The following is a 24,243-nucleotide window of genomic DNA, read 5'->3' on the forward strand; positions in this document are numbered from 1 at the left end:
GTGCTGCGTGCTCCACCGCCTACTTCGCGGGGCCGACCTGTGAGCTGGTGACCTTCCCGTCCTCGACCTCACAGGTGAACTGCCGGGGATCGGCGTCCTTCGCGGCGAACCGGCCCCACACCGTAATCACCTGGTCCCCGCCGACCTGGAACGACGACTCCTGCCACAGCTTTCGGCCCGGCGTCGGCTCGACCGCGTCGACCTCGGTCTTGCAGAGCCCGACAGCCGCGTCGCGCCGATCGTCCAGCGACCCGGGCCACACCTTGATCGCCACAACGATCCCGGCGACCACAACGAAGAGCGCCCAGAAAGCCGATCGTCCGCGTCGGGTCCTGGTCTGGTGCGGCACAGGCTCGGTCATAAGTGACATCCGACCATGGCAGGGGTCGCGCCCGACAGGTGCTGGACGGCCAAGACACGTCATCCTCCCGACAGCACGCGGAAGGGTTACGACGGAGACGCGCCTTAGGGATGGGAAGGTGACTGGTCGGGGCGACGGCGATTTGCTGGGAAAAGCAAAACGTCCACCGCGCGAAACGCTGGTGGACGATGCTCAGTGCCCGGCGAAGAGCCTGGTGGCCAGGGGCGGGGTCGAACCGCCGACCTTCCGATTTTCAGTCGGACGCTCGTACCAACTGAGCTACCTGGCCTTGATGGTGCCTTGCGGTCCTGACGGGACTTGAACCCGCGACCTCCGCCTTGACAGGGCGGCGAGCACTCCAACTGCTCCACAGGACCTTGCTCTTGTACTGCTCCGGCAGTCTAGCGAACCGGTTCGGCCGCTAACTTACCAGTACCCCCAACGGGATTCGAACCCGTGCTACCGCCTTGAAAGGGCGGCGTCCTGGGCCACTAGACGATGAGGGCAACGCCTTCAGTATTGCATGTCTGCAATGCCTGATGGCTTTGACCCCAACCGGGCCCCCGCTTGAGGCTTGGAAAGCATACGTGATCCCCCGCCTCCGCTTCAAATCGGTATCCCCTTCCGGAGGTCGGGGCTGTGACCAGGGAAAACGTCAGAAGGCGGCGGCTGCGATCAATTCGGTGGCTGAAGTGAGGTCGGTGAGCTGGACCACGCCGGGGGGTAGCTCGGTGGGCCAACCGGGGCCGGCTGCCGCCACCAACAGGGGTGGGTGGGGGGCGGTGGCGATGCGTTCGAGCTGGGCGGGGTCGGAGGTCACGGGGGTTTGCGACCACAGCACGACCACTGCGGGGCCGGTGCGTTCGATCGCGTCGGCCAGGGCGGCGGCCGGCACACGGGCACCGAAGAGGCGGGTCGGTACGCCTGCCTCGGCCAGCGCGGCGGCCAGCGCCTCCAGGGGCAGCGTGTGCAGTTCCTCATCCGCGGCGGCCAGCAGCACCCGTGGGGGTATGTGACTGGGGGGACGAGACACCGTTCCGAGCACCTCCGTGACGGCGCGGGACAGCAGATGTTCGACCTCGATGAAGCGTTTGGTGGCCTCGTAGCGTTCGCCGATGCCGATGAGCACGGGCATGACGACGTCGCTCCAGGCGCCGATCACACCGCGTTCGGCCACCACCATCTCGAGCATGTCGCGCATGGCCGGACCGTCCAGGCGCATGGCGGCCCGGGCCAGACCACGCGCGGCGGGGCCGGCGTCGCCGACGGCGATGGTGTTGCCGCCGCCCTGACGCCCGTGAGCGGGCGGGGCGCCGTCCAGCGGCGCACGGCGGGCCCACGCCGCCGCCTCGGCGGGCGCCACCCCTTGCGCGGTGAGCCGTTGCATCACCTGCAGGCGGTTGAGGTCCTGATCGGTGTAGCGCCGGTGGTGGCCGGGCACGTGTTCGCTGGGGCCGAGGCCGTAGCGCTGATGCCATGTGCGGAGCGTCGTGACCGCCACCCCCAGGCGGCGGGCCACGGCTCCGGCGGTCAGGCCCTCAACGGCCATCGGGCCGTACGGGATCGGGCTCCGGCACGTGGGAGGCGGCGAGCCGCTGGGTCACACCGAGCAGCCAGGGCGCGTACGCCCGGGAATCGCTTTCCAGTTCGCCCAGCAGCATCGGCACCGACACCCAGCGCAGGTCGGCCACCTCGTCCGGGTCGGGCTCCGGCCGCACGCCGACGGGCAGGTCACCCACGAGCACGTGGTCGTACTCGTATTCGACGCGCCCGGTCGCGGGGTCCTCGGCGTAGTACGCGTACACGCCGACCTCGGTCAGCGGCACGTCGGCCACCCCGACCTCCTCGACCAGGCGCCGGGCGGCCGCGACCGGCAGCGCCTCGCCGGGCAGGGGGTGGCCGCAGCACGTGTTGGCCCAGCGCAGCGGGAAGCGGGTCTTGACCGCGGCGCGCTGTTGCAGCAGCACCCGGCCCGACGGGTCGCGCAGGAACACGGAGAACGCGCGGTGCAACTGGCCCGGGGCCGTGTGCGCGTCGGAAACCGTGGCCGAGCCCAGCGCCACCCCCTCGGCGTCGACGAGCTCGACGAGGTGGGCCTCGCGACCATCGCCGGAGCGGGTCATGACGTCACCCGGGCCGCGGCCAGCTTGCCCGAGATCAGCACCATGGGCACGCCGACGCCGGGCTGGGTGCCGGAGCCGGTGAAGACCACGTTGTCCAGGCCGGGGTGCAGGTTGGCCGGGCGGAACGGGCCGGTCTGGGCGAACGTGTGGGCCGCCGCGAACGGGGTGCCGGCCGCCATGCCCTGGTCCTCCCAGTCGGCCGGGGTGATGATGCGCTGCACCTCGATGCCGTCGCCGAAACCGACGTATCCGCGCTGTTCGAGGGTGCGGATCAGGGAGGCGGCGTACCGGTCGCCGAGGCCGCCGCGCCAGTCCATCGGGCCGGCGACGAGGTTGGGGGTGGGGGCGAGCACGTAGTAACTGTGCCGTCCGGCCGGGGCGAGCGACGGGTCGGTGTGCGTCGGGTTGGTGACGAGCAGGGAGGGGTCGCTCATCAGGTGCCCCTTGTCGATGATCTCGTCGAAAGTGCCCTGCCACTTGGATCCGAAGTGGATGTTGTGGTGGGCGGTCTTGGTGTAGCCCTGCCGCGATCCGATGTGCAGGACCACGCAGGACGGCGAGTATTTCAGGCGGCGTTCGCGGCGTGGGGGCAGCAGGTCGCGCTTCGCGATCGGCAGGTCCGGGTTGAGGACGACGACGTCGGCCGGGATGCGGTCGCCGTCGGCGGTGATCACGGCGGTGGCCCGCCCGTTGGCCGTCTCGACGTCGGTCACCGTGGTCTCGTAGCGGAAGGTCACGCCGTGTTTCTCGGCTGCGCCGGCCAGCGCCCGGGGGACGGCGTGCATGCCGCCCTTGGGGAAGTAGACGCCCGCCACGGAGTCGAGGTAGGCGATCACGGCGTAGATGGCCAGCGCGTCCTGGGGGGCCAGGCCCGCGTACATGGCCTGGAACGAGAAGATCCGCTGCGTGCGGGGGTCTCGGAAGTATTGGTTGATCTTGGGTTGGAGCCGGCGGAACCCGCCCATGCCGAGCAGCTTGAGCAGGTTGAGGTTCATCAGGTCGAGCGGGGTGTCGAGGTTGCGGTCGATGAAGTGGTCGCGTTCGAGCTTCCACAGCTGCCGGGCGAAGTCGACGAACCGCAGGTAGCCGTCGGCCTCGCGGGCCCCGCAGACGCGCGCGATCTCGGCCGCCATCCGAACCGTGTCCGTACGCACGTCCAGCGTGGACCCGTCCGGGTAGTAGGCGCGGTAGGCGGGATCGAGCGGCGTCAGTTCGAGCCAGTCCGACAGGTTCTCGCCGACGGCCTCGAGCGGCTCCGCGATCAGCTCCGGCATGGTCAGCACGGTCGGGCCGGTGTCGAAGTCGTAGCCGTCGACGGACAGCTTCCCGTTCCGTCCGCCCGGCACCGCCTCGCGCTCGACCACTGTCACCTGGCGTCCGGCCGCGGCCAGATGCAGGGCGCAGGCGAGCCCGCCGAGCCCGGCGCCGACGACGACCACCCGTTCAGTCGGTCCTGTCACAGTTCGCATGGATCGCACCTCTCGGAAGGACATCATGCCGGTCGGTGCGTCACACGGACGGCAAGCTCAATGAGGGCAGCCCGCGCATCCTCGTGGATGGGGGCCGTGGCCAGCGCCGCGATGCCGTCCGCGACACGTTCCTGGATCATCCCTTCGAGTCGGGCCGGTGCGCCCGTCTCGGTGATGACCTGGGCGCGTCGTTCCAGCTCGGCGGGGGTGAGGCCGCCGGAGCCGTCGGCGGGGTTGACGGCTCCGGCGGGGTCCAGGGTGAGCTCGGCCCGCTGCGCCGGGGTGGCGAGCTTGCGGGCGAGCATGAGCAGCGCGGTGGGTTTTCCCGTACGCAGGTCGTCGCTGGCCGGCTTGCCGGTGACGGCCGGATCGCCGTACACGCCGAGCAGGTCGTCACGAAGCTGGAACGCCTCACCGACCGCGAGCCCGTATTTCCCGTACGCGGAATCGGTGTCGTCATCCGTGCGGCCGGACAACGCGAGCCCGAGCTGCAGCGGGCGCTGGACGGTGTAGCTGGCGGTCTTGTGCCGCGCGACCAGCAGCGCACGCTCGACCGACCACGCGCTGGGCTGGCTCTCTCCGAGAACGTCGAGGTACTGCCCGGCGATGGCCTCGACCCGCATGCGGTCGTAGTAGGCACGGACGATCGGGGGCGCGTCGGCGCGGGCCAGCAGCTGGTCGGCCCAGACGAGACAGAGATCACCGATGAGGATGGCGGACGCCGCGCCGAATCGATTCGCGTCGCCGGTGCGTCGATCCTGCTCGTGCTGCCCGGCGAAGATGCGGTGCGCGGTCGGGTGCCCGCGGCGGGTGTCCGACTCGTCCATCACGTCGTCGTGCACGAGCGCGAACGTGTGCATCAGCTCGAGCGCCGCGAAGGCCGGCAGCACCGGTTCCAGCGGCGCCTCGGGACCCGCGACGCCGCGCCAGCCCCAGTACGCGAAGACCGGGCGCAGCCTCTTGCCGCCGGCCAGCACCAGGTCACGGGCGGTGCGGGCGAAACGGCCGAGTGCGGGATCGACGGAATCGAGCGACCCTATCTGGGCGGCCAGAAAATCGGCCAGCGTGCCCTGGATCGCGTGTATCAGCGCGTGCGGCGACGCGCCCTGGCGGGGGATGCCCCGATGAAGGTTTCCCTGGAGCGTGTCATTGGCCACGAGGGGTACCGTACCCTTGATTTGAAGTTGCGTCGATTCGTGCGTCGTTTTTCTCCGGAGGCTTCCCGTGGACATCGATCTGGCCGCCGCCTACGAGCGCTGCCGTGAGCTGCACAAGCGCCACGGCCGTACGTACTACCTGGCGACCAAGCTCCTCCCGGCCTGGAAGCGGCGGCACGTTCACGCTCTCTACGGCTTCACCCGGTATGCCGACGAAATCGTCGATCAAACCTGGGAGCTTCCTGCGGATGAGCGGGCCCGGCAGCTGACCGAGTGGTCCGACGCGTTCGTCGCGGGCCTGCGCGGCGAACCGGTGGACGACCCGCTGCTGCCGGCCGTCCTGCACACCATCGCGGTCTTCGACCTCGATGTCGACGACTTCGCGACGTTCCTGCGCTGCATGGCGATGGATCTCACAGTCACCGGGTATCCCACGTACGACGACCTGCTCGACTACATGGAAGGCTCGGCCGCCGTGATCGGCACGATGATGCTGCCGATCCTCGGGTCGAGCGATCCGGCCGTCGCGCGCGAACCCGCCCGCCAGCTCGGCTTCGCGTTCCAGCTCACCAACTTCATCCGCGACGTCGCCGAGGACCTCGACCGCGGCCGCGTCTACCTGCCCGAGTCGCACCTCGGCCGCTTCGGGCTCACCCGAGCCGACCTGGAACGCCGCGAGGCCACCCCCGAGGTCAAAGACCTGATCCGGTACGAGATCGGGGTGGCCCGCGAGCACTACACGGCCGCCGCCCCCGGGATCGTGATGCTCGACCCGGCGTCGCAGGCGTGCATGCGTACGGCGTTCGCGCTCTACGGCGGCATCCTCGGCGAGATCGAGGCCAACGACTACGACGTGTTCGCCCAGCGCGCCACCGTGCCCAACCGTCGTCGCGCCGCGGTCGCCGTGCGCAGCCTCATGACCAAGGCGGGCACCCCCGTCACCGTGGCGGCCTGACGTGAAGACGGCCGTCGTCCTTTTCACCCGCGACCTTCGCGTACGGGACAACCCCGCCCTCGCCGCCGCCTGCGCCAACGCCGAGCAGGTCGTCCCCCTGTTCGTGCTCGACCCGGCGCTGGGTGAGCTCTCCGGAAACCGCGTCCGGTTCCTGCACCAGTCCCTGGCCGACCTGCGCGCGAGCCTGCGCGAAAAGGGTGGCGACCTGGTGATCCGGATGGGCGACCCGGTGCGCGAAGCCATCGAGCTGGCCCGCTCGGTCGACGCCGAAGGCATCGGCATGGCGGCCGACGTGAGCCGCTACGCCCGGCGCCGGGAGCAACGACTGGCCGAGGAATGCGAACGGCACCGGATGTCGCTCAAACTCTTCCCCGGCCTGACCGTCGTCGACCCCGGCGCCCTGCGGCCGGGCGGGGGCGGCAGCGCGTACCGGGTGTTCTCGCCCTATCACCGCTCCTGGCGAGCGGCCACATGGCGCGACGAGGTCGCCACCCCCACAAAGATCACGCTGCCGCCCGGAGTCGCACCCGGCCGGTTGCCCGAGCCGCCCGCCGGTGAGTCGCCCGACGCGGCCGACGGTGGCGAGACCGAGGCGCGCCGGCTGTTCGCCTCCTGGCTGCGGCACATCGGGCCCTACCCCGAACTGCACGACGACATGGCCGCCGACGGCACCAGCCGGCTCAGTCCGTACCTGCGCTTCGGTTGCCTTTCACCCCTCGAACTGGCCAACGCCGCCATCAAGCAGGAAGCCGAGGAGTACGCGCGGCAGCTGTGCTGGCGTGACTTCTACTACCAGGTCGCCCTGACCATGCCGAAACTGTCGACCGAGCCGATCCGCCCGTCCGGCGACACCGAATGGCGCGACGACACCGACGCGCTCCGGCACTGGCAGGACGGCACCACCGGAGTGCCCATTGTGGACGCCGGGATGCGTCAGCTGCGGGCCGAAGGCTGGATGCACAACCGAGCCCGGCTGATCACGGCGGCGTTCCTGACCAAACACCTCGGCGTCGACTGGCGGCCCGGAGTGCAGTGGTTCTTCCGCTGGCTGCTCGACGGTGACGTGCCCAACAATTCCGGCAACTGGCAGTGGGTGGCGGGCACCGGCAACGACACCCGGCCCTACCGGAAGTTCAATCCGATCCGGCAAGCACAACGATTCGATGCCGAGGGCGTGTACGTTCGGCGCTACGTACCCGAACTCAAGGGTGTCGAGGGCGGCGCCGTGCACCAACCGTGGCGTCTGCCGGACGAGGTCCGGCGCGGCCTCGACTACCCGGGGCCGCTCGAGTCACACCGTGATGAAGCGGTGTGGCTGCGGCCGTGACCCCGCCCGGTACGCCCGGGCGGGTCTCAGCGGGGTCCGCCGGCCGTTGCGTCCGTCATAACGTCGAGGCCGACGGGCCCCGCGCCCTTTTCCCCAACCGGCTCCGGTTCAAGCCCGATGCTTCGAGTTCGCAGCGGTAGCCTGGTCGCGTGCCCGGATTGCAGCCCCACCAGCTAGGGGCCTACTTCGCCCTCATCGAATCAGTCAGCCTGCTGCAACACGCCGTCGAACAACAACTCCGGGCCGACGGCAACCTCAGCGACATCCAATTCCAGCTACTGATGCGTCTCCTCGACGCCGACGGCCAACTCACCATGACCACCCTGGCCGACGGCGTCGTCTACAGCCGCAGTGGCCTCACCTACCAGGCCGCCCAACTCGAAAAAGCCGGCCTGATCACCCGCACCCCCGACCCCGGCGACGAACGCGCCACCCTGGTCACCATCACCGACGCCGGCCGGACCCGCATCGACCAGGTCTTCCCGGGCCACGTCGAGGTCGTCCGCCGCCTGCTCATCGACAACCTCACCGACGCCGACGTGACCGCCCTGGGCGAAATCCTCTCCCGCGTACGAGACCACATGCGCGCCCAACCACCCCGGTCGGCGGCTCCCCGCAAACGCAAACCATGACCCCTTTCCCGTACGTCTGGACGTGGCGCTGGCGAACCCTGGAGTACCCGGGCGTGCGGGCACGCGTCCCCTGGTTCGGGACGGCGTGGACCGAACAGGCCGCCGCTGCCGAGTCCTCATACGGGGAACCCGAAACAGCGCCCTACTGCAATTCGAAGACGGCTACCAGGTCATCACAAGCCGAGCCGGCCTCCGCCGCCTTCTGTAGCTCTTCGCCACGAACGGGCTCTGCGCAATTCACGTGAGCGCCCGGCTGCGGCGCCTCGACCGCTCCTGCTACAGCCTTCAACCTGTGGCGGACGAATCAGCGCAGGCGGGCGGCCCGCGACTCCAAATAGCGACGCTCCGGCAGGCTCAGCGTCAGCCGGGCCGCCCGCAGATACTCGTCGCGCGCGGCTGCCAGATCTCCCGCGCGTTCGAGTAAGTGCGCCCGTACGGCGGCCACCCGATGGTGGTTGGCCAAGGCTGGATCGCCGGCCGCCTGTTCCAGCGCCCGCAGCCCCACCCACGGACCGTCCACCTCGGACAAGGCGACAACCCGGTTGAGGGTGACCATCGGCCCCGGTGCCACGGCATTCAGCAGCCGATACAGCTCGAGGATCTGCGCCCAGTCGGTGTCCGCCGCATGTGCGGCCTCGTCATGCACGGCAGCGATCGCCGCCTGTAGTTGGAACGGGCCCAAAGCCGTGTCGCGCAGCGCCGCGGTGATGATTTCGACGCCCTCGTCGACCGCGGCCCGGTTCCACAGCGACCGGTCCTGCGCGGCCAGGGGCACCAGGGCGCCGTCAGCGCGGGTGCGGGCCGGCCGTCGCGCGTCGGTCAGCAGCATCAACGCGAGCAGACCGGCCACCTCGCCGTCGCCGGGTAGGAGGCCGTGCAGCTGGCGGGTCAAGCGGATCGCCTCGGTGCTCAACTCGACGCGGTGCAGTGAGGAACCCGAGCTGGCCGTGTAACCCTCGTTGAAAATCAAGTACAGGACCTGCCGTACGGCAATCAACCGGTCCGGGAGTTCCGAGGGTGACGGCATGACGAAACCCGTACCCCGGATCTTCTTCTTGGCTCGGCTGATGCGTTGCCCCACAGTGCTTTCCGGCACGAGCAGAGCGCGCGCGATTTCGGCTGTGGTCAGGCCGCCCACGGCACGCAAGGTCAGCGCCACCTGGGAGACCGGCGGGAGGGCCGGGTGGCAGCACAGCAGCAGCAGCGTGAGCTCGTCGTCGCCCCGTACGGAAGGAATTGGGTCCGGCGGCAGTGCCTCGCGCCGGCGCCGGGCCTCCTCGTTGCGCAGCAGCTCGATGCGACGGCGCGACGCGACCCGGATCAGCCATGCCCGCGGGTTGTCGGGTACGCCTTCGACGGGCCACTGCTGGGCCGCGGCCAGCAGCGCCTCCTGCACCGCGTCCTCGCTCGTGTCGAAGTCGCCGTAGCGGCGCACCACCGCGCCCAGCACTTGCGGCGCGGCGGTGCGCAGGACGTCCTCGAGTGACGGGGAGGTCAGAACTCCCACCCGCTCATGTCCAGCACGGGCCGCACCTCGACCCCGATGGTCGCCGCGTCCGGCACTTTGGCGGCCCACTCGTGTGCCTCTTTCGCACCGGCCACGTCGATCAGGTAGAAGCCGGCGAGGTGTTCTTTGACCTCGGCGTAGGGCCCGTCGGAAACGACAGTGTCGCCGTCGCGTACGGAAACGAAACGGGCCAGCGACGGATCGGCCAGGCCCTCGGAGGCGACCAGCACCCCCGCCTCGCCCATTTCCGCACTCAACCGCAGATGCCCCTGCCCGAAAGCCATCTGCTCGTCCTCGGTCATCTTGTCCCAGATCGCCAGGCTGCGCTCGTTCGACTGGATGAGGATCAAATACTTCACGAGTTTCCTCCTTTGCTCACCAGGATGTCGAAGCCACCGGCCCGGCTTCGACGTCCCGGGCGGAAGTTCCCCATATCAAGGAGCCCGTCGTGCAGGAGATCAAGGAAGTCATCGAGCAGCGCGCGGCCCGGCTGAGCGAGGGCGATGTGAAGGCCCACCTGGCCTTCGCGGCGCCGGAGGTGGTCCAGTTCGATCTGGCGCCACCGCTGGGCAGGCGTGTCGACACCAGCGACCCCGCCCCGATCGAGCAGTGGCTGGCCACGTTCGAGGCGCCGCCGCAGCGCCGGGTCACCCAGCTGGAGATCACCGTGGACGGCGATGTCGCGTTCGCCACTAGCTACGACTCGATGAGCGGCCGCCCTCGAGGCACCACCGACGACTTCACCCTGTGGTTCCGGGTGACGCTCGGCCTGCGCCGGATCGACGGCCGCTGGCTGGTCGTCCACGAACACGAGTCGGTGCCGTTCCTGATGGACGGCTCGTTCCTGGCCGCGACCGACCTGCAGCCCTAGGCCTGTTTCCCGTTATGAAAGAGGCCTCAGGTCAGGCCCGGCGGGCGATCGCGTAGAGGTCACCCGCCGGCCCGATCAGCTGGTCGGCGGTGCGCCACACGGCCCGTAACCGGCGTTGCAGCGGCACCGCGGTCGGCACGGCCACGAGTGTGCCCGCCGTCAGTTCGACCGTGACCGCCAGCGAGCTGAGCACGGCCGCGCCCGAACCGGCCGCCACCGCATGTTTGATGGCCGTGGTCGACGACAGTTCGAGCAGGGGCGCGGCCGCCGTGAGGTCGCCCAGCGCCTGCTCGAACGCGCGTCGCGTGCCCGAACCGGCCTCGCGCGACACCAGCGGGGTGGCCGCCAGCTCGGCCGCCGTGACCGCCCGCCGCCGCTTCGCCCACGGATGCCCGGGCGCCACCACGACGGCCAGCCGATCGGTCGCCACCACCTCGTCGTGCAGGCCGCCGGGGAGGTCGGGGCCTTCGACGAAGCCCAGCTCGACCTGGCCCGCGAGCACCGCGGCGGCGACGTCGGCCGAATTCGCGGCCTGCAGCGTGACGGCCAGCCCGGGGTGGGCCGCGCGCAGGGCGACCAGCCACGTGGGCAGCAGATATTCGGCCACGGTCTGACTGGCCGCGACCGTGAGGCGGCTCTCGTGGGTGGCCCGCAGCGCGGCCAGCCCGGCCGCGAGCGCCTCGGCCGCGTCGATTGCCGCGCGGGCCCAGTCGGCCACCAGCGCACCGGTCTCGGTCAGGGTCGAGCCGCGCGGTGTCCGGTGCAGCAGGGTCAGCCCGATCCGCCGTTCCAGCTCGCGCAGGCGGGCGCTGGCGGCCGGCTGCGAGATGCGGTGCTCGGCGGCGGCGCGGCCCACACTGCCCAGCCGGGCGACGCTGAGCAGCAGGTCGAAGCCGGTCAGGTCGGCGGTCAGCGGGGGCAGAGGCATAACAAGAGGTTATGACCTCAGGTGGGATCACCGCCTACTGGCCTGGGCTTTCCGGGCGCAGGGTGGAGAGCATGTTCGGACCCAACTGGTTCGCCTCCGTCATGGGCACCGGGATCGTCGCCACCGCGGCCGCCACGCTGCCCGTCGACCTGCCCGGCCGGCACGCCTTCGCCACCGTGATGTGGCTGCTGGCCGCCCTGCTGCTGATCGCCGTCCTCACGGCCACCGCCCGGCGCGGCGTCAGCCACCTCGACGACCCGGTGCTCATGCAGTTCTGGGGCGCGCCGCCGATGGCGTTGATGACCGTCGGGGCGGGCACGCTGCTGCTCGGCCCGGGCGAGTTCGCTGTGGCGGCCGACCTGGTGCTGTGGAGCGCCGGCACGCTCCTCGGCCTGATCGTGGCGGTCGCCGTCCCGTACCGGATGATGACGCGCCCCGACCTGGCCGCCACCGAGGACGCGGCGTTCGGCGGCTGGCTGATGCCGGTGGTCTCCCCGATGGTCTCGGCGGCGACCGGCGCCCTGCTCGTCCCGCACGTCGGCGCCGGCCGCGACCTGCTGCTGGCCTGCTACGCGTTCGCCGGCATCAGCCTGTTCGCCGCGGTGATCGTGATCACGCAGATCTGGGCCCGCCTCGTACGCCACCAGATCGGGGCGGCCCGCATGGTGCCGACGCTGTGGATCGTGCTGGGCCCGCTCGGCCAGTCGGTGACCGCGTTCCATCTGCTCGGCCGCGCTGCTGACGGCGTGCTGCCCGACCCGTACGCCACCGGCGCGCAGATGCTGGCCCTGCTCTTCGGCCTCCCCACGCTGGGCTTCGCTTTCTTCTGGGCCGCCCTGGCCACGGCGATCACACTCCGCACCGTACGGACCGGTCTGCCTTTCTCCCTGACGTGGTGGAGTTTCACGTTCCCCGTCGGCACAGTCGTCACCGCCACCGGCGGCATGGCCACCCGTACCGGCTCACCCCTGCTGACAACGCTGGCCGTGGCCCTCTTCGCCGTCCTGGTCACCGCTTGGACGGTCGTCGCCACCCGCACACTCCGCAGCAACCTGTGGCGTCCCGCACGCCTCGAGGCCCGCCCGGCCGCGCGCAGCGGGGACCGCCTCATAGAGGCGAAATAGGGCCGGCGGTGTCGATCAACCGGGCCAGCAGGGTGGGGCAGTCGGGGGCGGTCAGTGTCGGACGGTAGGTGAGCGTCGCCGGCCAGTCCCGTCCCGCCGACACCCATCCCGTACGCAATCCGGCCCCCGCTCCGCCGCCCACGTCGAACTCGGCGTGGTCGCCCACCATCCAGCCGCCGTCCCGCAGCGTCCGGCCCACCGCGGCCGCGGCTCGCTCGAAGATCCGCCGGTCGGGTTTGCGCACGCCCGCCCCCTCCGACACGATCCACGCCGCCACCAGCCGGTCCAGTCCGGTGCGGCGCAGTTTGGCCTCCTGCTGGGCCACCGTGCCGTTCGTGACCACCACCGGCACGTATCCGGCTGCTGTGGCCCGGGTCAGCGCGTCGGCCACCAGCGGATCCGGCGACAGCTCGTCGACCATGCCTTTGCGCAGCTCATCCAGCACTTCGGCGGCGTCCAGGCGGTAGCGCGCGGCGATCAGCGCGGCCAGTTCCTCGCGCCGGCGATAGCCATCTCGATCTTGCTCGATGAGCCACGGCGTCTCGGACGCGCCGAAGCGGGCACCGGCCCAGGTCTTGAAGGCCGTGGTGCGGTCGATAAGAGTGTTGTCCAGGTCGAGCAGCAACAACATTCATCGATCTTGTCAGGCGTTCGCGGGTCAAGGAGGACAGCGTGCTGACTTTCACCAACGCGGCTGAACAGGCGGCTTGGACCATGGCCGAGGCCCTCAGCGAGAAGGCTTTCGTCGCCATGAAGCATGCCGAGGAGGCGCAGGAGGCGTTCCGGAAGGGCCGGATGGCGATGCGTCGGCAGTTCAAGGCCCGCGGCCTCTCCGAGATCGACGCGAGCATCCGGTGGGCGAGCACGTCACAGGCGCAGGCCGCGTTGGCCGACCACAACTTCTATATGCAGGAGGCTTCGATGTACAACGAGGCCGCGACCGCGCAGTACGCGAAGGCGCTCTACCTCAAGGGGCGTTAGGCGGCGCGGTGGCGCAGGGTGGCCACCGTCGAGCCGGCCAGCGCGAGCAGGCAGTCGGGCAGCTGCCCGTCGGCGATCGCTGCGCCGAACAGCGCTTCCGCGGTGGCGATGTCGCTGTTGGCGTACGCACTGATGAAGCGGGCGACCCATCGCTTGTCGTAGCGCGCGTCGTCGATGCCGGGGAAGTCGAGCGTCCACGCGCCGCCGGAGGGCACCTGGCCGACCATCGTGGCGGCGAGGCACCAGGCGACGTCGTAGGCCCCGACGATGCCGGACCGGTCGACCACGGAATCGAACGTGCCGACCACCGCGTCACTGTCGCCGCTGAGCGCACTCTGAAGCACGAGTGCCGCGTCGTCGATAGCGTGCTGTGGTACCTCGGTCACGTGAAAGAAGGTACGTGGAGTGGTCAAGGTTCGCGCGCCGGGACGAAAAATCTAAGCCCCACGCAACAGGCAGGTGATGCGCGCGGTGCAGACCCGTTCGCCGCCGTCGTCGGTGATGACGATCTCGTAGGTCGCCATGGTGCGTCCCCGGTGCACCGGGGTGGCGACGCCGGTGACCACGCCCGAGCGCGCCGACTTGTGGTGGGTGGCGTTGATGTCGACGCCCACCGCGAACGGCCGGTCGACGCTCTGGCCGTGCATGACCGCCCCCACCGAGCCCAGCGTCTCGGCCAGCACGCAGGACGCGCCGCCGTGCAGGAGCCCGTACGGCTGGGTGTTGCCCTCGACCGGCATGGTGCCCACGACCCGCTCGGCGGAGGCCTCGGTGAGCTGGATGCCCATGCGCGAACCGAGCGTCCCGCCGCCTCCGGTGGTGAAGAGGTCTTGCACACTGTCGGCCGCTATGTCCATTCGATGAACGTTACCGGCGACGCCGGGCTCGCGGTCCTGTGACTTGGGCCCTACTCTTCCCTGCGACCGTGTTCGCTATGCAGGGAGGCCCGCATGACCGAGCCCCAGGAGACCGTCGAGACGCGTGGCAACGAGCGCGTCGATCTCATCGCGCAGGACTCCAGCGGCGATGGCAAGCCTGACGTCTGGGTGTCCGACACCGACGGGGACGGCAAGCCCGACTTGTTCCAGTTCGACACGGACGGGGACGGCAAGGTGGACATCACGATGGTCGACCTCGACCAGGACGGCAACCCGGACGCGATCGTCGACGGCGACGGCGGCCACCCGCCGACGGTCTGACGGAGCTCAGGCCCCGCCGAGGGCGCTCAACGCGACCCAGAGCACGGCGATCGCCACGGCCGTGGTGGCGATCGTCGAGGCCCGGTGCCGCCATGTGACCGGGCTGCCGACGGCTTCGGTGTGTCCGAGCCGCCGCAGCGCGGCGCGCTGGTTCCGTACGGCCTCCTCGGCGGCCACGATCGACCCGGCGTCGGCCCGGCTGAGCTCCACCGCCAGCCGGGCCTGGGCACGTTGCAACCGCCGTACGGTGGTGGAAGCGCCCGGGAGTCGTCGAGCTGCCGCCCGCCGGGACGCCGAGCCCAGCACCGTCAGCTCGCCCGCGGTGATCAGCGACGGGTCGTCCAGCCGGGCCAGGCGCTCGACGTAGTAGTCGGCCTCGCGGTCCTGGAAGTGGCGCACCAGCAGCAGGATCAGCAGCAGCGGGGGCAACCCTTTGATCAGCAGTACGCCGAGCAGCGCGAGCGGGCCGTTGCCGAGCCCGTCGGCCAGCAGCGGCGAGTTCCACAGCACGTGGAAGGCCCACGCTCCCAGCACGGCCAGGCTCGCCCCCGCGATCCGGTGCGAGCGGCCCACCACCAGGTAACCGATGCCCGCCCCGGCCAGCGCGCCGAAGAGGGTGTGGCTCCAGATGCCGGCCAGGAACCCGCGCAGCAGGAACGTGGCGATCACCGGTTGCACCTGGTCGCCCTGCCCGGCCAGCGCGACCGCGCCGACGGCGAACACGACGTCCTCGGCGATCTGGAACCCGAGACCGACCATCGCGCCGTAGACGACCCCGTCGAGCACGCTGTTGACCTGCGACCGGGCGATCAGCACGATCGCCACCACGCCGAGGGTCTTGGCGATCTCCTCGACCGTGGGCCCGGCCACCGCGGCGCCCCAGTCGGCGGCCAGGTCGGGCGAGCCCAGCTTGGCCATCAGGTTTTCCAGCGCGACGCCGCCGGGGATGGAAACGGTGGTGGCCACCAGCCCGCCCCAGGCGAAGGCCAGCACGAGCAGTTCGGGCGGTTCCCGTTCGAGGAAGTCGAGTTCCGAGACGAACAGCCAGAACGGCACGGCGAGCAGCGCGAAGAGCAGGATCGCGACGGTGGTGGCCTTCGGGTAGGCGGTGAAGAAGTGCCCGGTCATCTGGGCCATCCGCAAGCCGCCCGCGGCCAGCAGCGTTGCGACGACCCAAAAGGCCGGCACCCGTACGAGGGTGGAGACGCGCGGGCTCCGGGCGGGGCGCACCGCCGAGGTCGTCACCGCGGTTCGTCCGACTGCCGGAGCGTGCGGGTGCTCGCCTCGATCTGCGGCAGGGTGCGGCCCAGGTCCAGGTCGTTGCCGCTGATCGTCACCTCGATGGTGTGACCGTCGGCGACGAAGACCGCGTACCGCCCGCCCCGGCCCGGCGCGGTGTAGCCGCCCTGCAGCCCGGCCAGCCCGCCCGCCGTGCTCACTTCGAGCTGGGCGCCGGTGACCTGATAGCCGGTGGTGTCGACGATCCGTTGGCGTAACCGCTCGGCCGCGGTGTCGAGGTCGCCGTCGAAGGGCCGGACGACGATCGCGTACTTGACCGGGCCCAGCCGGAACAGCACCGTGCCGTCGCTCGCGCCGGGTCTGGTGCCGGTCACGTCCAGGGCCGCCCCGGGCGGGGGCACGACTGTCACCCCGGCGCCGATCGCATAGGGCTCGTCACTCCGGATCGCGCGTTCGGCGGGCAGCGACCGGTCGATCGCCGGCAGCCCGAGGGCCAGACCAGCGAGTGTGGCGGCCACGCCGAGCGCACCCAGCAGGTTCGTCAGCCGCCCCATGCTTACCCACGCTAACGGCGGGTGCGCCCGACTGTGACGTTCGGCCACTGTGGAGTGCTGATCAACCTGCGGAATTACGGATTTGTCGGTTCTAGCGTGAGATAGCGAGAGGGAACGCCCGTTGTCAGCCACACCCCGTTGGCGCTGCGGTGGAAGACGTGCCCGTCCGCGGCCATCCCGGCCGCGGCGACTCGCAGCACCACGACATCGCCCGACCGGCGGCGCCCCACCACCAGAGCGGTCGGCACGTCACGCGAGAGGTGCACGTGGTGCCGGCTCCGCGGCCGCAGGCCCTCGCGCAGGATCGCGTCGAGGTTGCCCGCGGGTGTGCCGTGGAACAGCACGGCCGGCGGCTCGGCGGGTGGCAGGCCGAGGTCCACCTCCACCCGCGCGGAGTGCCCCTGACTGGCCCGGATCCAGTCGGCCCCGTCGTCGCGGCGGGCGATCGCGAAGCGGGACTTGTCGTTGTGCTCGACGATGTGGTCGAGCTCGGCCCGGCTGAGGCCGAGCGCGGCGAGCAGCTCCGCGACCGGCACCCAGCCGTTCGCGTCCAGGGTCAGCCCGGCCGACTCGGGCCGGTGCCGCAGCACCAGAGCGATGCGGCGGCTCGTCCGCACCTGATCCCGGCTGAGCCCGCTCACCCCGCCAGCTCCATCACCGCGAGGTAGTAGGGCCGGTCCTCGTCGTCGATCGTCTTGAGCCGCCACGCGGTGCCCCCGACCAGCTCCTCCAGTTCGGCGGGCGAGCAGTTGAGGTAGTCGAACCACTCGGTGGCGAGCAGCCGGTACCGCAGGCGCAGCCGCAGCTGACCACCCAGCCGCCCGCGCTCGCGGTTGAGCCGGTGATAGCCGACGTGCACGGTGTCGGTGGTGCCGTACGGGTCGGTGCCCTGGGCGATGATGCGCGCGCCCGGGTTGGCCAGCCGGGCCAGCGCGGCCAGCAGAACCGGCGCGCGTTCCGGGCCCTCGAGCAGGCCGAGGTTGTTGCCGAGCAGCAGGAACGTGTCGTAGCGGGCGCTCGCCCCGGCCGCGTACGCGTCGACGGTGGTGATCACGGTGTCGCGCAGGCCGCGCTTGCGGGCGATCTCGATGGCCCCGCGCGAGGTGTCGAGCCCAGTGACCGCCATGCCGCGGCGTTGCAGTTCGACCGCCGTACGGCCCGCGCCGGCCCCGATGTCGAGCACGTGCCCGCGGCAGAGCCGCAACGCGCGGTGGTCGTGCGGCTGCCACTCGTCCGGGCCGCCCAGGTAGTGATCGGCCGGGGCCCCGTTGATCAGGCCGTCGTCGCGCTCGATCACCTCGATCACCGGGCGCGGCACCCGCCCACCGGCCAGCGGCCGTGGTCCGACACCGGTGCGTACGGCGTACGCGTCTCTGATCATCTCGCCGAACACGTCGCCGATGAGTGGTTCCGTCATGACCACTACCCTTGGCTCATGCCGACGCTGGAGCAACTCGGTTCGGAGAAGTACGTCTCTCTGACGACCTATCGCAAGGACGGAACGCCGGTGCCCACGGCGGTCTGGGTGTTGCCGGCCGGCGCCGGGGTGGCGATCTGGACGGTCACCGGCACCTGGAAGGTGAAGCGCGTCCGCAACAACCCGAAAGTCACGGTGGCGGCCTGCGACGTGCGCGGCAACGTGCGGGGCGAGGCTGTCGAGGGCCGGGCCCGCATCGGCGACGCGGCCGAGCGCGACCACTTCGCCGGGGTGCTGGGCCGGAAATACCGCATGCTCGGCCTCTTCGGCACGCTGCGCTACAAGCTGCTGGGCCAGCGCGACCGGATCACCGTGATCATCATCGACCCGGTCTGAGGCCGGGCCGGGAACTGGTCCGGACACGAAGAAGGGGCGATCGCCTTCCCCGACGCTCGCCCCTTAGCAACGATCTCGCGAATCGACTGAGGTCAGTCGCCCTGACGCTGCGTGGGAATCTGTCCCTGCAGCAGGGCGCGAACCTCCGACTCCCGGTAACGACGGTGGCCGCCCAGAGTGCGGATAGCACTCAGCTTGCCTGCCTTCGCCCACCGGGTGACGGTCTTCGGGTCGACACGGAACATCGACGCCACCTCGGCCGGCGTTAGTAGCGGCTCAGGATCGTGCGTACGCGATGCCATCGGTCACTCCTCCACAGGTACCTATAGACAACGGCCGGGGTCCCGCCGGCCGGTGCGTCTCTCATGGTCCGGCTAGTCCCCGATGTCCGACATGGGCCGAACGGACGAAGGTCCCCAGATAGACGGATGAAGCATGCCCGATTTTTGCGTGTTTTCTACGCCAGATAGTGTCTCGTTTAGTCCGATTATCACGCTTCGGGGATCGGTCATTACGAAGAGTATTCGCCTCGGGAGCGCTCCCAAGAGTGGTGAAAACCGCCCTTCTGTCCGCATCGCCGCAGCTCAGTTGCACCTCTCCAGCAACTGGACAGCCCGCCAGCGATCGACGAGCTTCTCGTAGACGGAGGAGGCGTCGTCGGCGTCCCCGCGGGACAGTGCCGACAGTCCGGCCGCCACCAGTCCGGGTGAATCGTCACCAGCGAGAACGTCATCCGGGAGGAGGTTGACGAGGCCGCCGTAGTCAAGCTCGACGATCGAGCGCGGATGGAACTCCTCGAGCCACCGCGTGCCCTCCTCGACCGCCTCGGTGATCGGCGCGTCGCCCAGCGACTTACGCAGCACGGCCACCCCGCGGTGAGCCCGGCGCCGGGCCTTGGAGATCTCCGTACGGTAACGCAGCGTGCGCCGGCCCGCGGACAGGTCGATCTCACGTTCCTCCAGGTCGACGAAGACGAACCAGCGCAGCGGCACGCCCCACGTGGCGATCTGCTCGTGCACCCGGGGCACCCCGTGCTCGAGCACCTTGGCCCCGCTGCGCCAGTCCTCCACGACCGCCTTGGCCTGGCCCGCCAGCACGGGCGGCACGAAGGCGTCGGCCAGCACGCTGGGCACGCCGTCGCGGGCGTTGAGGGCCGCCTCGGCGACGCGCAGACGCAGGTTCCACGGGCAGATCAGCAGCGAGTCGGCCCACTGCAGCACGTACGCCTCGTCGGGCAGGTCGGGCAGCCGGGTCCAGCCGGCACCCAGCGCCTCGAGCACGGCCGAGCGCTGCCGGACCGGACCCTCGACGGGGCCCAGGGCGCGGCCCTCGCGAGCGTACTTACGCCAGAAAACCTGACGGTCGCGGTCGAAGGCGGTCAGTGGTTCGTAAACCCTCAGGTACGACGCGAACAGTGACGGCACGGCGCGATCCTTTCACGAATTCGCCCGCATTGAACTTCCCGCGCGGACGGATTCCCGCCACCGGACGCCCGACTAGGCTCGGATTCGTCCGGCCCACCCCCGCCGGCACTCCCCGCCCCACGAGGGCCTCGACACAGGATCAGGAGAACAGCCATGGGCGTGTTCGACACCGACGGCACCGACGCCAGCGGTCACGAACAGGTCGTCTTCTGCCAGGACAGGCAGACCGGCCTCAAGGCGATCATCGGGATCTACTCCACGGCCCTCGGGCCCGCACTCGGCGGCACCCGTTTCTACCCGTACGAGAGTGAGGCCGCGGCCCTGGCCGACGTGTTGAAGCTCTCCCGCGGCATGGCGTACAAGAATGCCCTGGCCGGTCTCGACCTCGGCGGCGGCAAAGCAGTGATCTGGGGCGACCCGGCCCGCGCGAAGTCCGAGGGGCTGCTCCGGGCGTACGGGCGCTTCGTCGAGTCGCTGCACGGGCGCTACTACACCGCGTGCGACGTCGGCACCTACGTCCCCGACATGGACGTGATCGCCCGCGAGACCCGCTACGCCACCGGCCGCAGCGTCGAGCACGGCGGCGCCGGCGACTCCTCGATCCTCACCGCCTGGGGTGTCTTCCAGGGCATGCGGGCCGCCGCCGAACACACCTGGGGCCGCCCCACGCTGGCCGGTCGCACGGTCGGCATCGCCGGGCTCGGCAAGGTCGGCAAATATCTGGCCGGCCACCTGATCGAGGACGGCGCCGCGGTGATCGCCACCGACGTCAACGAAGCCGCCCTGAGCTGGGCCCGCACCACCTACCCGCAGATCGAACTGGTCGCCGACACGCAGGCGCTGATCACCTCCGATCTCGACGTCTACGCCCCCTGCGCCCTGGGCGGCGCGCTGGACGACGACACCGTGCCGGTGCTGCGGGCCAAGGTCGTCACCGGGGGTGCCAACAATCAACTGGCGCACCCCGGCATCGAGAAGACGCTGGCCGAGCGGGGCATCCTCTACACGCCCGACTATCTGGTCAACGCGGGCGGCGTGATCCAGGTGGCCGACGAGATCGAGGGCTTCAACTTCGAGCGGGCCAAGCTGCGGGCCACCGGCATCTTCGACACGACCCGCCGGATCCTGCAGATGGCGGACAGTGAGGGAGTGGCGCCGGCCGTGGCCGCCGACCGGCTCGCCGAGCAGCGCATGACCGAGGTCGGCCGGCTGCGCACGATCTATGTGAGCTGACTGAACCTCGTATGAACGGTCTCCTTCGCCGACCCGAACGGTGGGCCCGGAGGCAGGAAAAGAGAGCGGTTTAGTGCCTGCCGCGCGTTCCGGGACGGAAAACCGCGACGCGCGGCAGTGTCACACGCAACCCGAGGTGCCGAAGACGGCATCGTCCATGTACCGTAAGACCCACGAGAGATGCCTGACGTCATCGGGGCCCGCCTTCGGGCTGCCCCGAATTCTGTGCGAGGGGGTCGAGCCATGGGGCGCGGCCGTGCTAAGGCCAAGCAGACGAAGGTGGCCCGGGAGTTGAAGTATCACTCCCCGAACACCGACCTCACCGCCTTGCAGCGCGAACTGGCGGGAACACGCCAGTCCGACCGTCACTTCGACGACGACAACGATGAGTTCGTCGACGATGACGAGGATGATGCTGACGACGACCAGGATTCCTGGTCGCCGACAAGGCGCTGACCCGCATCGCACAGAGCACGCGGCTCTCCGCGTGCTTGCGTGTGTGTCGGATCAGAAATCCCTACGGTTCAACTGAAGCCCACGCGGGCTAACCCTCGCGTGGGCTTCGAACACTGCGTGGACCTCGAAAATCGTGCACAGCCCGCGATCGCCCCGTCGATGAGCAGGCAGTCGATTTTCGTCGCCGCGGGGTTTGCGGTGCCGGAAATCGGCTGACTGCTCATCGACCTCCCAAGGGCGATCGCCTGCGGAGCGCAGCGGAGCCATCAGCGCGGCCGGTTGTTCCAGTTGTAGAACGTGGGGATGTTCTCGAAGTGGTTCCAGGCGCACACCGCCGAACCCTCCTCCGCTGTGCTCTCCGCACGTGCTCGCCGGGCCAGTTCCGCCTCCTCGATGAGCGCGGCCAGCCCGTCCCGGGTGTCGTGCACCCGCGCCGTCACCGGATCGGTCCCCAGGTCTTCAGACGGCCGAGGGCTCGTGATCTCGGGCATGGTCCAGCACTCCCTCCAGTAGGCGAATCTTGCTGTTCCGGCAGTGGTCGGTCTCGGTGGTGTCGAACCGGCCGTGCTCGAAGTAGCGGTTGGCCGCGTGGGCGCCCCCGCAGAAACCGAAGTACGGGCATGTCGCGCGGCACGACTCCACGCCGCGCAGGAACTCGCCGATCCACGGCGTGACGGCGGCACCGGCCAAAATGTCGGCGAGCGGCCGGTTCAGCACGTTGCCGCTGGTGAAGTCGCCGTAGCGGGGATTGGAGAAGCCGGCCAACTCGGGCGAGAGCAGCACCACCGAGCCGTCGTACGCGACGGTGGGGATAGGGTCGAGTTGCCGCGGCAGCAGCGCGTCGGCCGTGTCGTCGAGCACCGCCGCCACGTAGCGCAGGGTCCACTCGATCTCGCGCAGGTGGATGCGGGGGTCGGCCCGCCAGGCGGTGACCAGTTCGGCCCAGAACGCGCGCACGTCGGCCGCGGCGTGGCTGTTGGCCCGGGTGTTCACGCCTTCCTGCTCCTCGACGTTGATGCCCAGCACGTCGCAGCCCAGGCCGAGGAAGTAGTCGTAGAGCTCAGTGGCGGCGCCGGGTCGCGGGTCGCTCACCACGCACAGCGCGGAGAACGGGATGTCGTGCCGGCGCAGCGCCTCGATGCCGCGCACGATCCGGTCGTACGCCGGTCGGCCGCCCCGGGTCACCCGGTCACCGTTGCGTGCCTCGGGACCGTCGACGCTGACACTGACCCGCATGTCGTGGGCTCGGAAGAACTCGCACCAGGCGTCGTCGATCAGCGTGGCGTTGGTCTGCACGTGATGCTCGACGCCCGGCCCGAACGGCGCCAGAAGGGCCGCCAGATGCTCCCGACCGGCCGCCAGCGGCTCGCCCCCGTGCCAGACCACCGAGAAGCGGCTTTCGCGGGCCCACCCCTCGACCGAGGCGGCCACGGCCCGGGCCACCTCGACCGGCATGCGCTTGTCGGCGGCCCGGAACGGCAGATAGCAGTAGGCGCAGTCGAGATTGCAGAGCGTGGTGGGCTGCATGACGACGTAGGTCGGGACCGGCGCGATGCCTCGCATCCCGCTCCAGGCGTGCGCCACCGCTGTACCCCCGTCCCCGGCCGAAAAGCGTGAAGAACTCACGTCAGAGGCTAGGCTCTGTGGTCCAGCCGAGTAAACGAAAGATCCGCATGTGCCAGATATCGACACACGCGGATCATTTGGAACCAGTGCTCAGCCTCGGGTGTATTGCCCCATCATCTGCACTTCACCCGTGCCGTCGATGACCTCGCCGACCTGCCAGGCCTCGACGCCGCGGCCGGTCAGGTAGGCCATCGCGCGGTCGGCGTCGTCCGACGAGACGATCGCGAACATGCCGACGCCCATGTTGAAGGTGGCCTCCATCTCGTTGTCCTCGATCCGGCCCTTGGCCTGGATGAGGTCGAAGATGGGCTGCGGGCGCCAGGTCGAGCGGTCGACCACCGCGTCGGCGTTGGCGGGCAGGATGCGGTTGAGGTTGCCCGGGATGCCGCCGCCGGTCACGTGCGAGAAGGCGCGGACGTCGGTCTCCTCGATCAGGCCCAGGCAGTCCTTCGCGTAGATCTTGGTCGGCGTGAGCAGTTCCTCGCCCAGGGTGCGCTGGCTGCCGAAGTCGTCGACCACCGAGTCGAGGCGCATGCGGCCCGCGCCGAGCAGCACGTGCCGCACGAGCGAGTAGCCGTTGGAGTGCAGACCCGAGGAGCGCATGGCGATCACCGCGTCGCCCACCTCGACCCGCTCGCTGCTGAGGATCTCGCTCTCCTCGACGACACCGACGCCCGTGGCCGACACGTCGTACTCGTCGGGGCGCAGCACGCCGGGGTGCTCGGCGGTCTCGCCGCCCAGCAGGGCGCAGCCCGCGTAGCGGCAGCCGTCGGCGATGCCGGCGCCGATCTCGGCCACCTTGTCCGGCACGACCTCGCCGCAGGCGATGTAGTCGAGCAGGAAGAGCGGCTCGGCGCCACACGCGACCAGGTCGTCGACGACCATGGCGACCAGGTCGATGCCGATCGTGTCGTGGATGTCGAGCTGCTGGGCGATCACCAGCTTGGTGCCGACACCGTCGGTCGACGAGGCCAGGATCGGGCTCTTGTATTTCGCCGTGTTCAGCTTGAACAGGCCCGAGAAGCCGCCCAGGTCGCCCATGACCTCGGGGCGGGTGGTCCGCTTGACCTTCGACTTGAGCAGCTCGACGGCGCGGTCACCGGCCTCGATCGAGACGCCCGCGTCCGCGTACGTCGCCGTGCGCTTACGCATCCCGCGGCCGGCGCCGGCCGTCCAGGGCTGGCGGTCGGCGCCCTCAGCGCCGTTGGACCCGGCACCGTTGCGCTCGGACACGTGCGTCACGCTTCTCCCCTTAGAGGTGTTT

Annotated in this window: 30 protein-coding genes and 3 tRNA genes; 10 read left to right on the forward strand and 23 right to left on the reverse strand. The window is 70.2% G+C overall.

Annotation, left to right across the window (positions count from 1 at the left end; translation table 11 throughout):
- Positions 1–19: 19 nt before the first annotated feature.
- The 8 genes from BKA14_RS30335 to BKA14_RS30370 all read right to left on the reverse strand — a co-directional run bounded on the left by BKA14_RS30335 (position 20) and on the right by BKA14_RS30370 (position 5,110).
- A complete protein-coding gene (locus BKA14_RS30335) occupies positions 20–361 on the reverse strand; it encodes a hypothetical protein (protein WP_184954217.1) in 342 nt (113 codons plus the stop codon).
- Positions 362–573: 212 nt separating this feature from the next.
- Positions 574–650, reverse strand: a tRNA-Phe gene (locus BKA14_RS30340).
- 14 nt (positions 651–664) lie between these two features.
- Positions 665–738 (reverse strand) — tRNA-Asp (locus tag BKA14_RS30345).
- 56 nt (positions 739–794) lie between these two features.
- A tRNA-Glu gene (locus tag BKA14_RS30350) sits at positions 795–867 on the reverse strand.
- A 149-nt stretch (positions 868–1,016) separates the two neighbouring features.
- On the reverse strand, positions 1,017–1,910 hold the full coding sequence (locus tag BKA14_RS30355) for a MerR family transcriptional regulator (RefSeq protein WP_184954218.1): 894 nt from the start codon (positions 1,908–1,910) through the stop codon (positions 1,017–1,019).
- Positions 1,900–2,484 (reverse strand): isopentenyl-diphosphate Delta-isomerase, encoded by a 585-nt coding sequence (gene idi / locus BKA14_RS30360; RefSeq protein WP_184954219.1) that lies wholly within the window; start codon positions 2,482–2,484, stop codon positions 1,900–1,902. Before idi ends, BKA14_RS30355 begins: the two co-directional genes overlap by 11 nt.
- Entirely contained in the window at positions 2,481–3,953 is a 1,473-nt protein-coding gene (gene crtI / locus BKA14_RS30365) for a phytoene desaturase family protein (RefSeq protein ID WP_184954220.1), read from the reverse strand. The genes idi and crtI overlap by 4 nt, the downstream gene beginning before the upstream one ends.
- A gap of 23 nt (positions 3,954–3,976) precedes the next feature.
- The gene (locus BKA14_RS30370; RefSeq protein ID WP_184954221.1) at positions 3,977–5,110 is read right to left on the reverse strand and encodes a polyprenyl synthetase family protein; all 1,134 of its coding nucleotides are present in this window, start codon (positions 5,108–5,110) and stop codon (positions 3,977–3,979) included.
- Positions 5,111–5,177: 67 nt separating this feature from the next.
- Between BKA14_RS30370 and BKA14_RS30375 the strand changes: the two genes are divergently transcribed.
- From BKA14_RS30375 to BKA14_RS30385, 3 genes are all read left to right on the forward strand, one after another.
- Positions 5,178–6,065 (forward strand): phytoene/squalene synthase family protein, encoded by an 888-nt coding sequence (locus BKA14_RS30375; protein ID WP_184954222.1) that lies wholly within the window; start codon positions 5,178–5,180, stop codon positions 6,063–6,065.
- Between the two features lies 1 nt (position 6,066).
- Complete coding sequence (locus BKA14_RS30380) at positions 6,067–7,392, forward strand: cryptochrome/photolyase family protein (RefSeq protein WP_184954223.1); 1,326 nt, start codon at positions 6,067–6,069, stop codon at positions 7,390–7,392.
- Between the two features lie 149 nt (positions 7,393–7,541).
- A complete protein-coding gene (locus tag BKA14_RS30385) occupies positions 7,542–8,024 on the forward strand; it encodes a MarR family winged helix-turn-helix transcriptional regulator (RefSeq protein WP_184954224.1) in 483 nt (160 codons plus the stop codon).
- Between the two features lie 304 nt (positions 8,025–8,328).
- Here the strand turns inward: BKA14_RS30385 and BKA14_RS30390 are convergent, their stop codons facing one another.
- Both BKA14_RS30390 and BKA14_RS30395 read right to left on the reverse strand, forming a co-directional pair.
- Positions 8,329–9,522, reverse strand: a complete 1,194-nt coding sequence (locus BKA14_RS30390; RefSeq protein WP_203722506.1) for an RNA polymerase sigma factor — start codon at positions 9,520–9,522, stop codon at positions 8,329–8,331.
- Positions 9,519–9,890, reverse strand: coding sequence for a YciI family protein (locus BKA14_RS30395; RefSeq protein ID WP_184954226.1), 372 nt, complete (start codon positions 9,888–9,890; stop codon positions 9,519–9,521). Before BKA14_RS30395 ends, BKA14_RS30390 begins: the two co-directional genes overlap by 4 nt.
- 89 nt (positions 9,891–9,979) lie before the next feature.
- Here BKA14_RS30395 and BKA14_RS30400 point away from each other — a divergent pair, with 89 nt between their 5' ends.
- Complete coding sequence (locus tag BKA14_RS30400; RefSeq protein ID WP_184954227.1) at positions 9,980–10,402, forward strand: YybH family protein; 423 nt, start codon at positions 9,980–9,982, stop codon at positions 10,400–10,402.
- Positions 10,403–10,433: 31 nt separating this feature from the next.
- Here BKA14_RS30400 and BKA14_RS30405 read toward each other — a convergent pair whose 3' ends face one another.
- Positions 10,434–11,330: a LysR family transcriptional regulator gene (locus tag BKA14_RS30405; protein WP_184954228.1), complete on the reverse strand. Its 897-nt coding sequence runs from the start codon at positions 11,328–11,330 to the stop codon at positions 10,434–10,436.
- A 71-nt stretch (positions 11,331–11,401) separates the two neighbouring features.
- Here BKA14_RS30405 and BKA14_RS30410 point away from each other — a divergent pair, with 71 nt between their 5' ends.
- A complete protein-coding gene (locus BKA14_RS30410; RefSeq protein ID WP_203722496.1) occupies positions 11,402–12,454 on the forward strand; it encodes a TDT family transporter in 1,053 nt (350 codons plus the stop codon).
- Here the strand turns inward: BKA14_RS30410 and BKA14_RS30415 are convergent.
- Entirely contained in the window at positions 12,438–13,085 is a 648-nt protein-coding gene (locus tag BKA14_RS30415; protein ID WP_184954230.1) for an HAD family hydrolase, read from the reverse strand. The two genes, BKA14_RS30410 and BKA14_RS30415, sit on opposite strands and share 17 nt — an antisense overlap.
- Positions 13,086–13,126: 41 nt before the next feature.
- Here BKA14_RS30415 and BKA14_RS30420 point away from each other — a divergent pair, with 41 nt between their 5' ends.
- Entirely contained in the window at positions 13,127–13,435 is a 309-nt protein-coding gene (locus BKA14_RS30420; protein WP_184954231.1) for a hypothetical protein, read from the forward strand.
- Here the strand turns inward: BKA14_RS30420 and BKA14_RS30425 are convergent.
- Entirely contained in the window at positions 13,432–13,821 is a 390-nt protein-coding gene (locus BKA14_RS30425; protein WP_184954232.1) for a hypothetical protein, read from the reverse strand. The two genes, BKA14_RS30420 and BKA14_RS30425, sit on opposite strands and share 4 nt — an antisense overlap.
- Before the next feature lie 51 nt (positions 13,822–13,872).
- Positions 13,873–14,292 (reverse strand): PaaI family thioesterase, encoded by a 420-nt coding sequence (locus BKA14_RS30430; RefSeq protein ID WP_184954233.1) that lies wholly within the window; start codon positions 14,290–14,292, stop codon positions 13,873–13,875.
- A 93-nt stretch (positions 14,293–14,385) separates the two neighbouring features.
- Between BKA14_RS30430 and BKA14_RS30435 the strand changes: the two genes are divergently transcribed.
- Positions 14,386–14,634 (forward strand): hypothetical protein, encoded by a 249-nt coding sequence (locus BKA14_RS30435; protein WP_184954234.1) that lies wholly within the window; start codon positions 14,386–14,388, stop codon positions 14,632–14,634.
- Between the two features lie 6 nt (positions 14,635–14,640).
- On the opposite strand, the gene BKA14_RS30440 is transcribed toward BKA14_RS30435, so the two are convergent.
- From BKA14_RS30440 to BKA14_RS30455, 4 genes are all read right to left on the reverse strand, one after another.
- Positions 14,641–15,822: a PrsW family intramembrane metalloprotease gene (locus tag BKA14_RS30440; RefSeq protein WP_239093103.1), complete on the reverse strand. Its 1,182-nt coding sequence runs from the start codon at positions 15,820–15,822 to the stop codon at positions 14,641–14,643.
- Between the two features lie 53 nt (positions 15,823–15,875).
- Positions 15,876–16,427, reverse strand: a complete 552-nt coding sequence (locus tag BKA14_RS30445; protein ID WP_184954236.1) for a hypothetical protein — start codon at positions 16,425–16,427, stop codon at positions 15,876–15,878.
- 74 nt (positions 16,428–16,501) lie between these two features.
- Positions 16,502–17,068 carry an RNA 2'-phosphotransferase gene (locus tag BKA14_RS30450; protein ID WP_184954237.1) on the reverse strand — a complete coding sequence of 189 codons (567 nt, stop codon included), beginning with the start codon at positions 17,066–17,068 and terminating at the stop codon, positions 16,502–16,504.
- Positions 17,065–17,844: a class I SAM-dependent methyltransferase gene (locus BKA14_RS30455; RefSeq protein WP_184954238.1), complete on the reverse strand. Its 780-nt coding sequence runs from the start codon at positions 17,842–17,844 to the stop codon at positions 17,065–17,067. The genes BKA14_RS30450 and BKA14_RS30455 overlap by 4 nt, the downstream gene beginning before the upstream one ends.
- 18 nt (positions 17,845–17,862) lie before the next feature.
- Here BKA14_RS30455 and BKA14_RS30460 point away from each other — a divergent pair, with 18 nt between their 5' ends.
- A complete protein-coding gene (locus BKA14_RS30460; protein ID WP_184954239.1) occupies positions 17,863–18,240 on the forward strand; it encodes a PPOX class F420-dependent oxidoreductase in 378 nt (125 codons plus the stop codon).
- A 92-nt stretch (positions 18,241–18,332) separates the two neighbouring features.
- On the opposite strand, the gene BKA14_RS30465 is transcribed toward BKA14_RS30460, so the two are convergent.
- Together BKA14_RS30465 and BKA14_RS30470 are read right to left on the reverse strand one after the other, a co-directional pair.
- Positions 18,333–18,542, reverse strand: coding sequence for a BldC family transcriptional regulator (locus BKA14_RS30465; protein WP_014687221.1), 210 nt, complete (start codon positions 18,540–18,542; stop codon positions 18,333–18,335).
- Positions 18,543–18,824: 282 nt separating this feature from the next.
- Positions 18,825–19,664: a DUF8083 family protein gene (locus tag BKA14_RS30470; protein WP_184954240.1), complete on the reverse strand. Its 840-nt coding sequence runs from the start codon at positions 19,662–19,664 to the stop codon at positions 18,825–18,827.
- 153 nt (positions 19,665–19,817) lie between these two features.
- On the opposite strand from BKA14_RS30470, the gene BKA14_RS30475 reads away from it, so the two are divergent.
- Together BKA14_RS30475 and BKA14_RS30480 are read left to right on the forward strand one after the other, a co-directional pair.
- Positions 19,818–20,897, forward strand: a complete 1,080-nt coding sequence (locus BKA14_RS30475) for a Leu/Phe/Val dehydrogenase (protein ID WP_184954241.1) — start codon at positions 19,818–19,820, stop codon at positions 20,895–20,897.
- Between the two features lie 243 nt (positions 20,898–21,140).
- Positions 21,141–21,353: a DUF3073 domain-containing protein gene (locus tag BKA14_RS30480; protein WP_133873684.1), complete on the forward strand. Its 213-nt coding sequence runs from the start codon at positions 21,141–21,143 to the stop codon at positions 21,351–21,353.
- A 266-nt stretch (positions 21,354–21,619) separates the two neighbouring features.
- Here BKA14_RS30480 and amcA read toward each other — a convergent pair whose 3' ends face one another.
- From amcA to purM, 3 genes are all read right to left on the reverse strand, one after another.
- The gene (gene amcA, locus BKA14_RS30485) at positions 21,620–21,844 is read right to left on the reverse strand and encodes a multiple cyclophane-containing RiPP AmcA (protein WP_184954242.1); all 225 of its coding nucleotides are present in this window, start codon (positions 21,842–21,844) and stop codon (positions 21,620–21,622) included.
- Entirely contained in the window at positions 21,813–22,916 is a 1,104-nt protein-coding gene (amcB, locus tag BKA14_RS30490) for a cyclophane-forming radical SAM peptide maturase AmcB (protein WP_184957045.1), read from the reverse strand. Before amcB ends, amcA begins: the two co-directional genes overlap by 32 nt.
- Positions 22,917–23,069: 153 nt before the next feature.
- Positions 23,070–24,221 carry a phosphoribosylformylglycinamidine cyclo-ligase gene (gene purM / locus BKA14_RS30495; protein ID WP_184954243.1) on the reverse strand — a complete coding sequence of 384 codons (1,152 nt, stop codon included), beginning with the start codon at positions 24,219–24,221 and terminating at the stop codon, positions 23,070–23,072.
- Positions 24,222–24,243: the final 22 nt, after the last annotated feature.

Source organism: Paractinoplanes abujensis (assembly GCF_014204895.1).
Taxonomy (GTDB): Bacteria; Actinomycetota; Actinomycetes; order Mycobacteriales; family Micromonosporaceae; genus Actinoplanes; species Actinoplanes abujensis.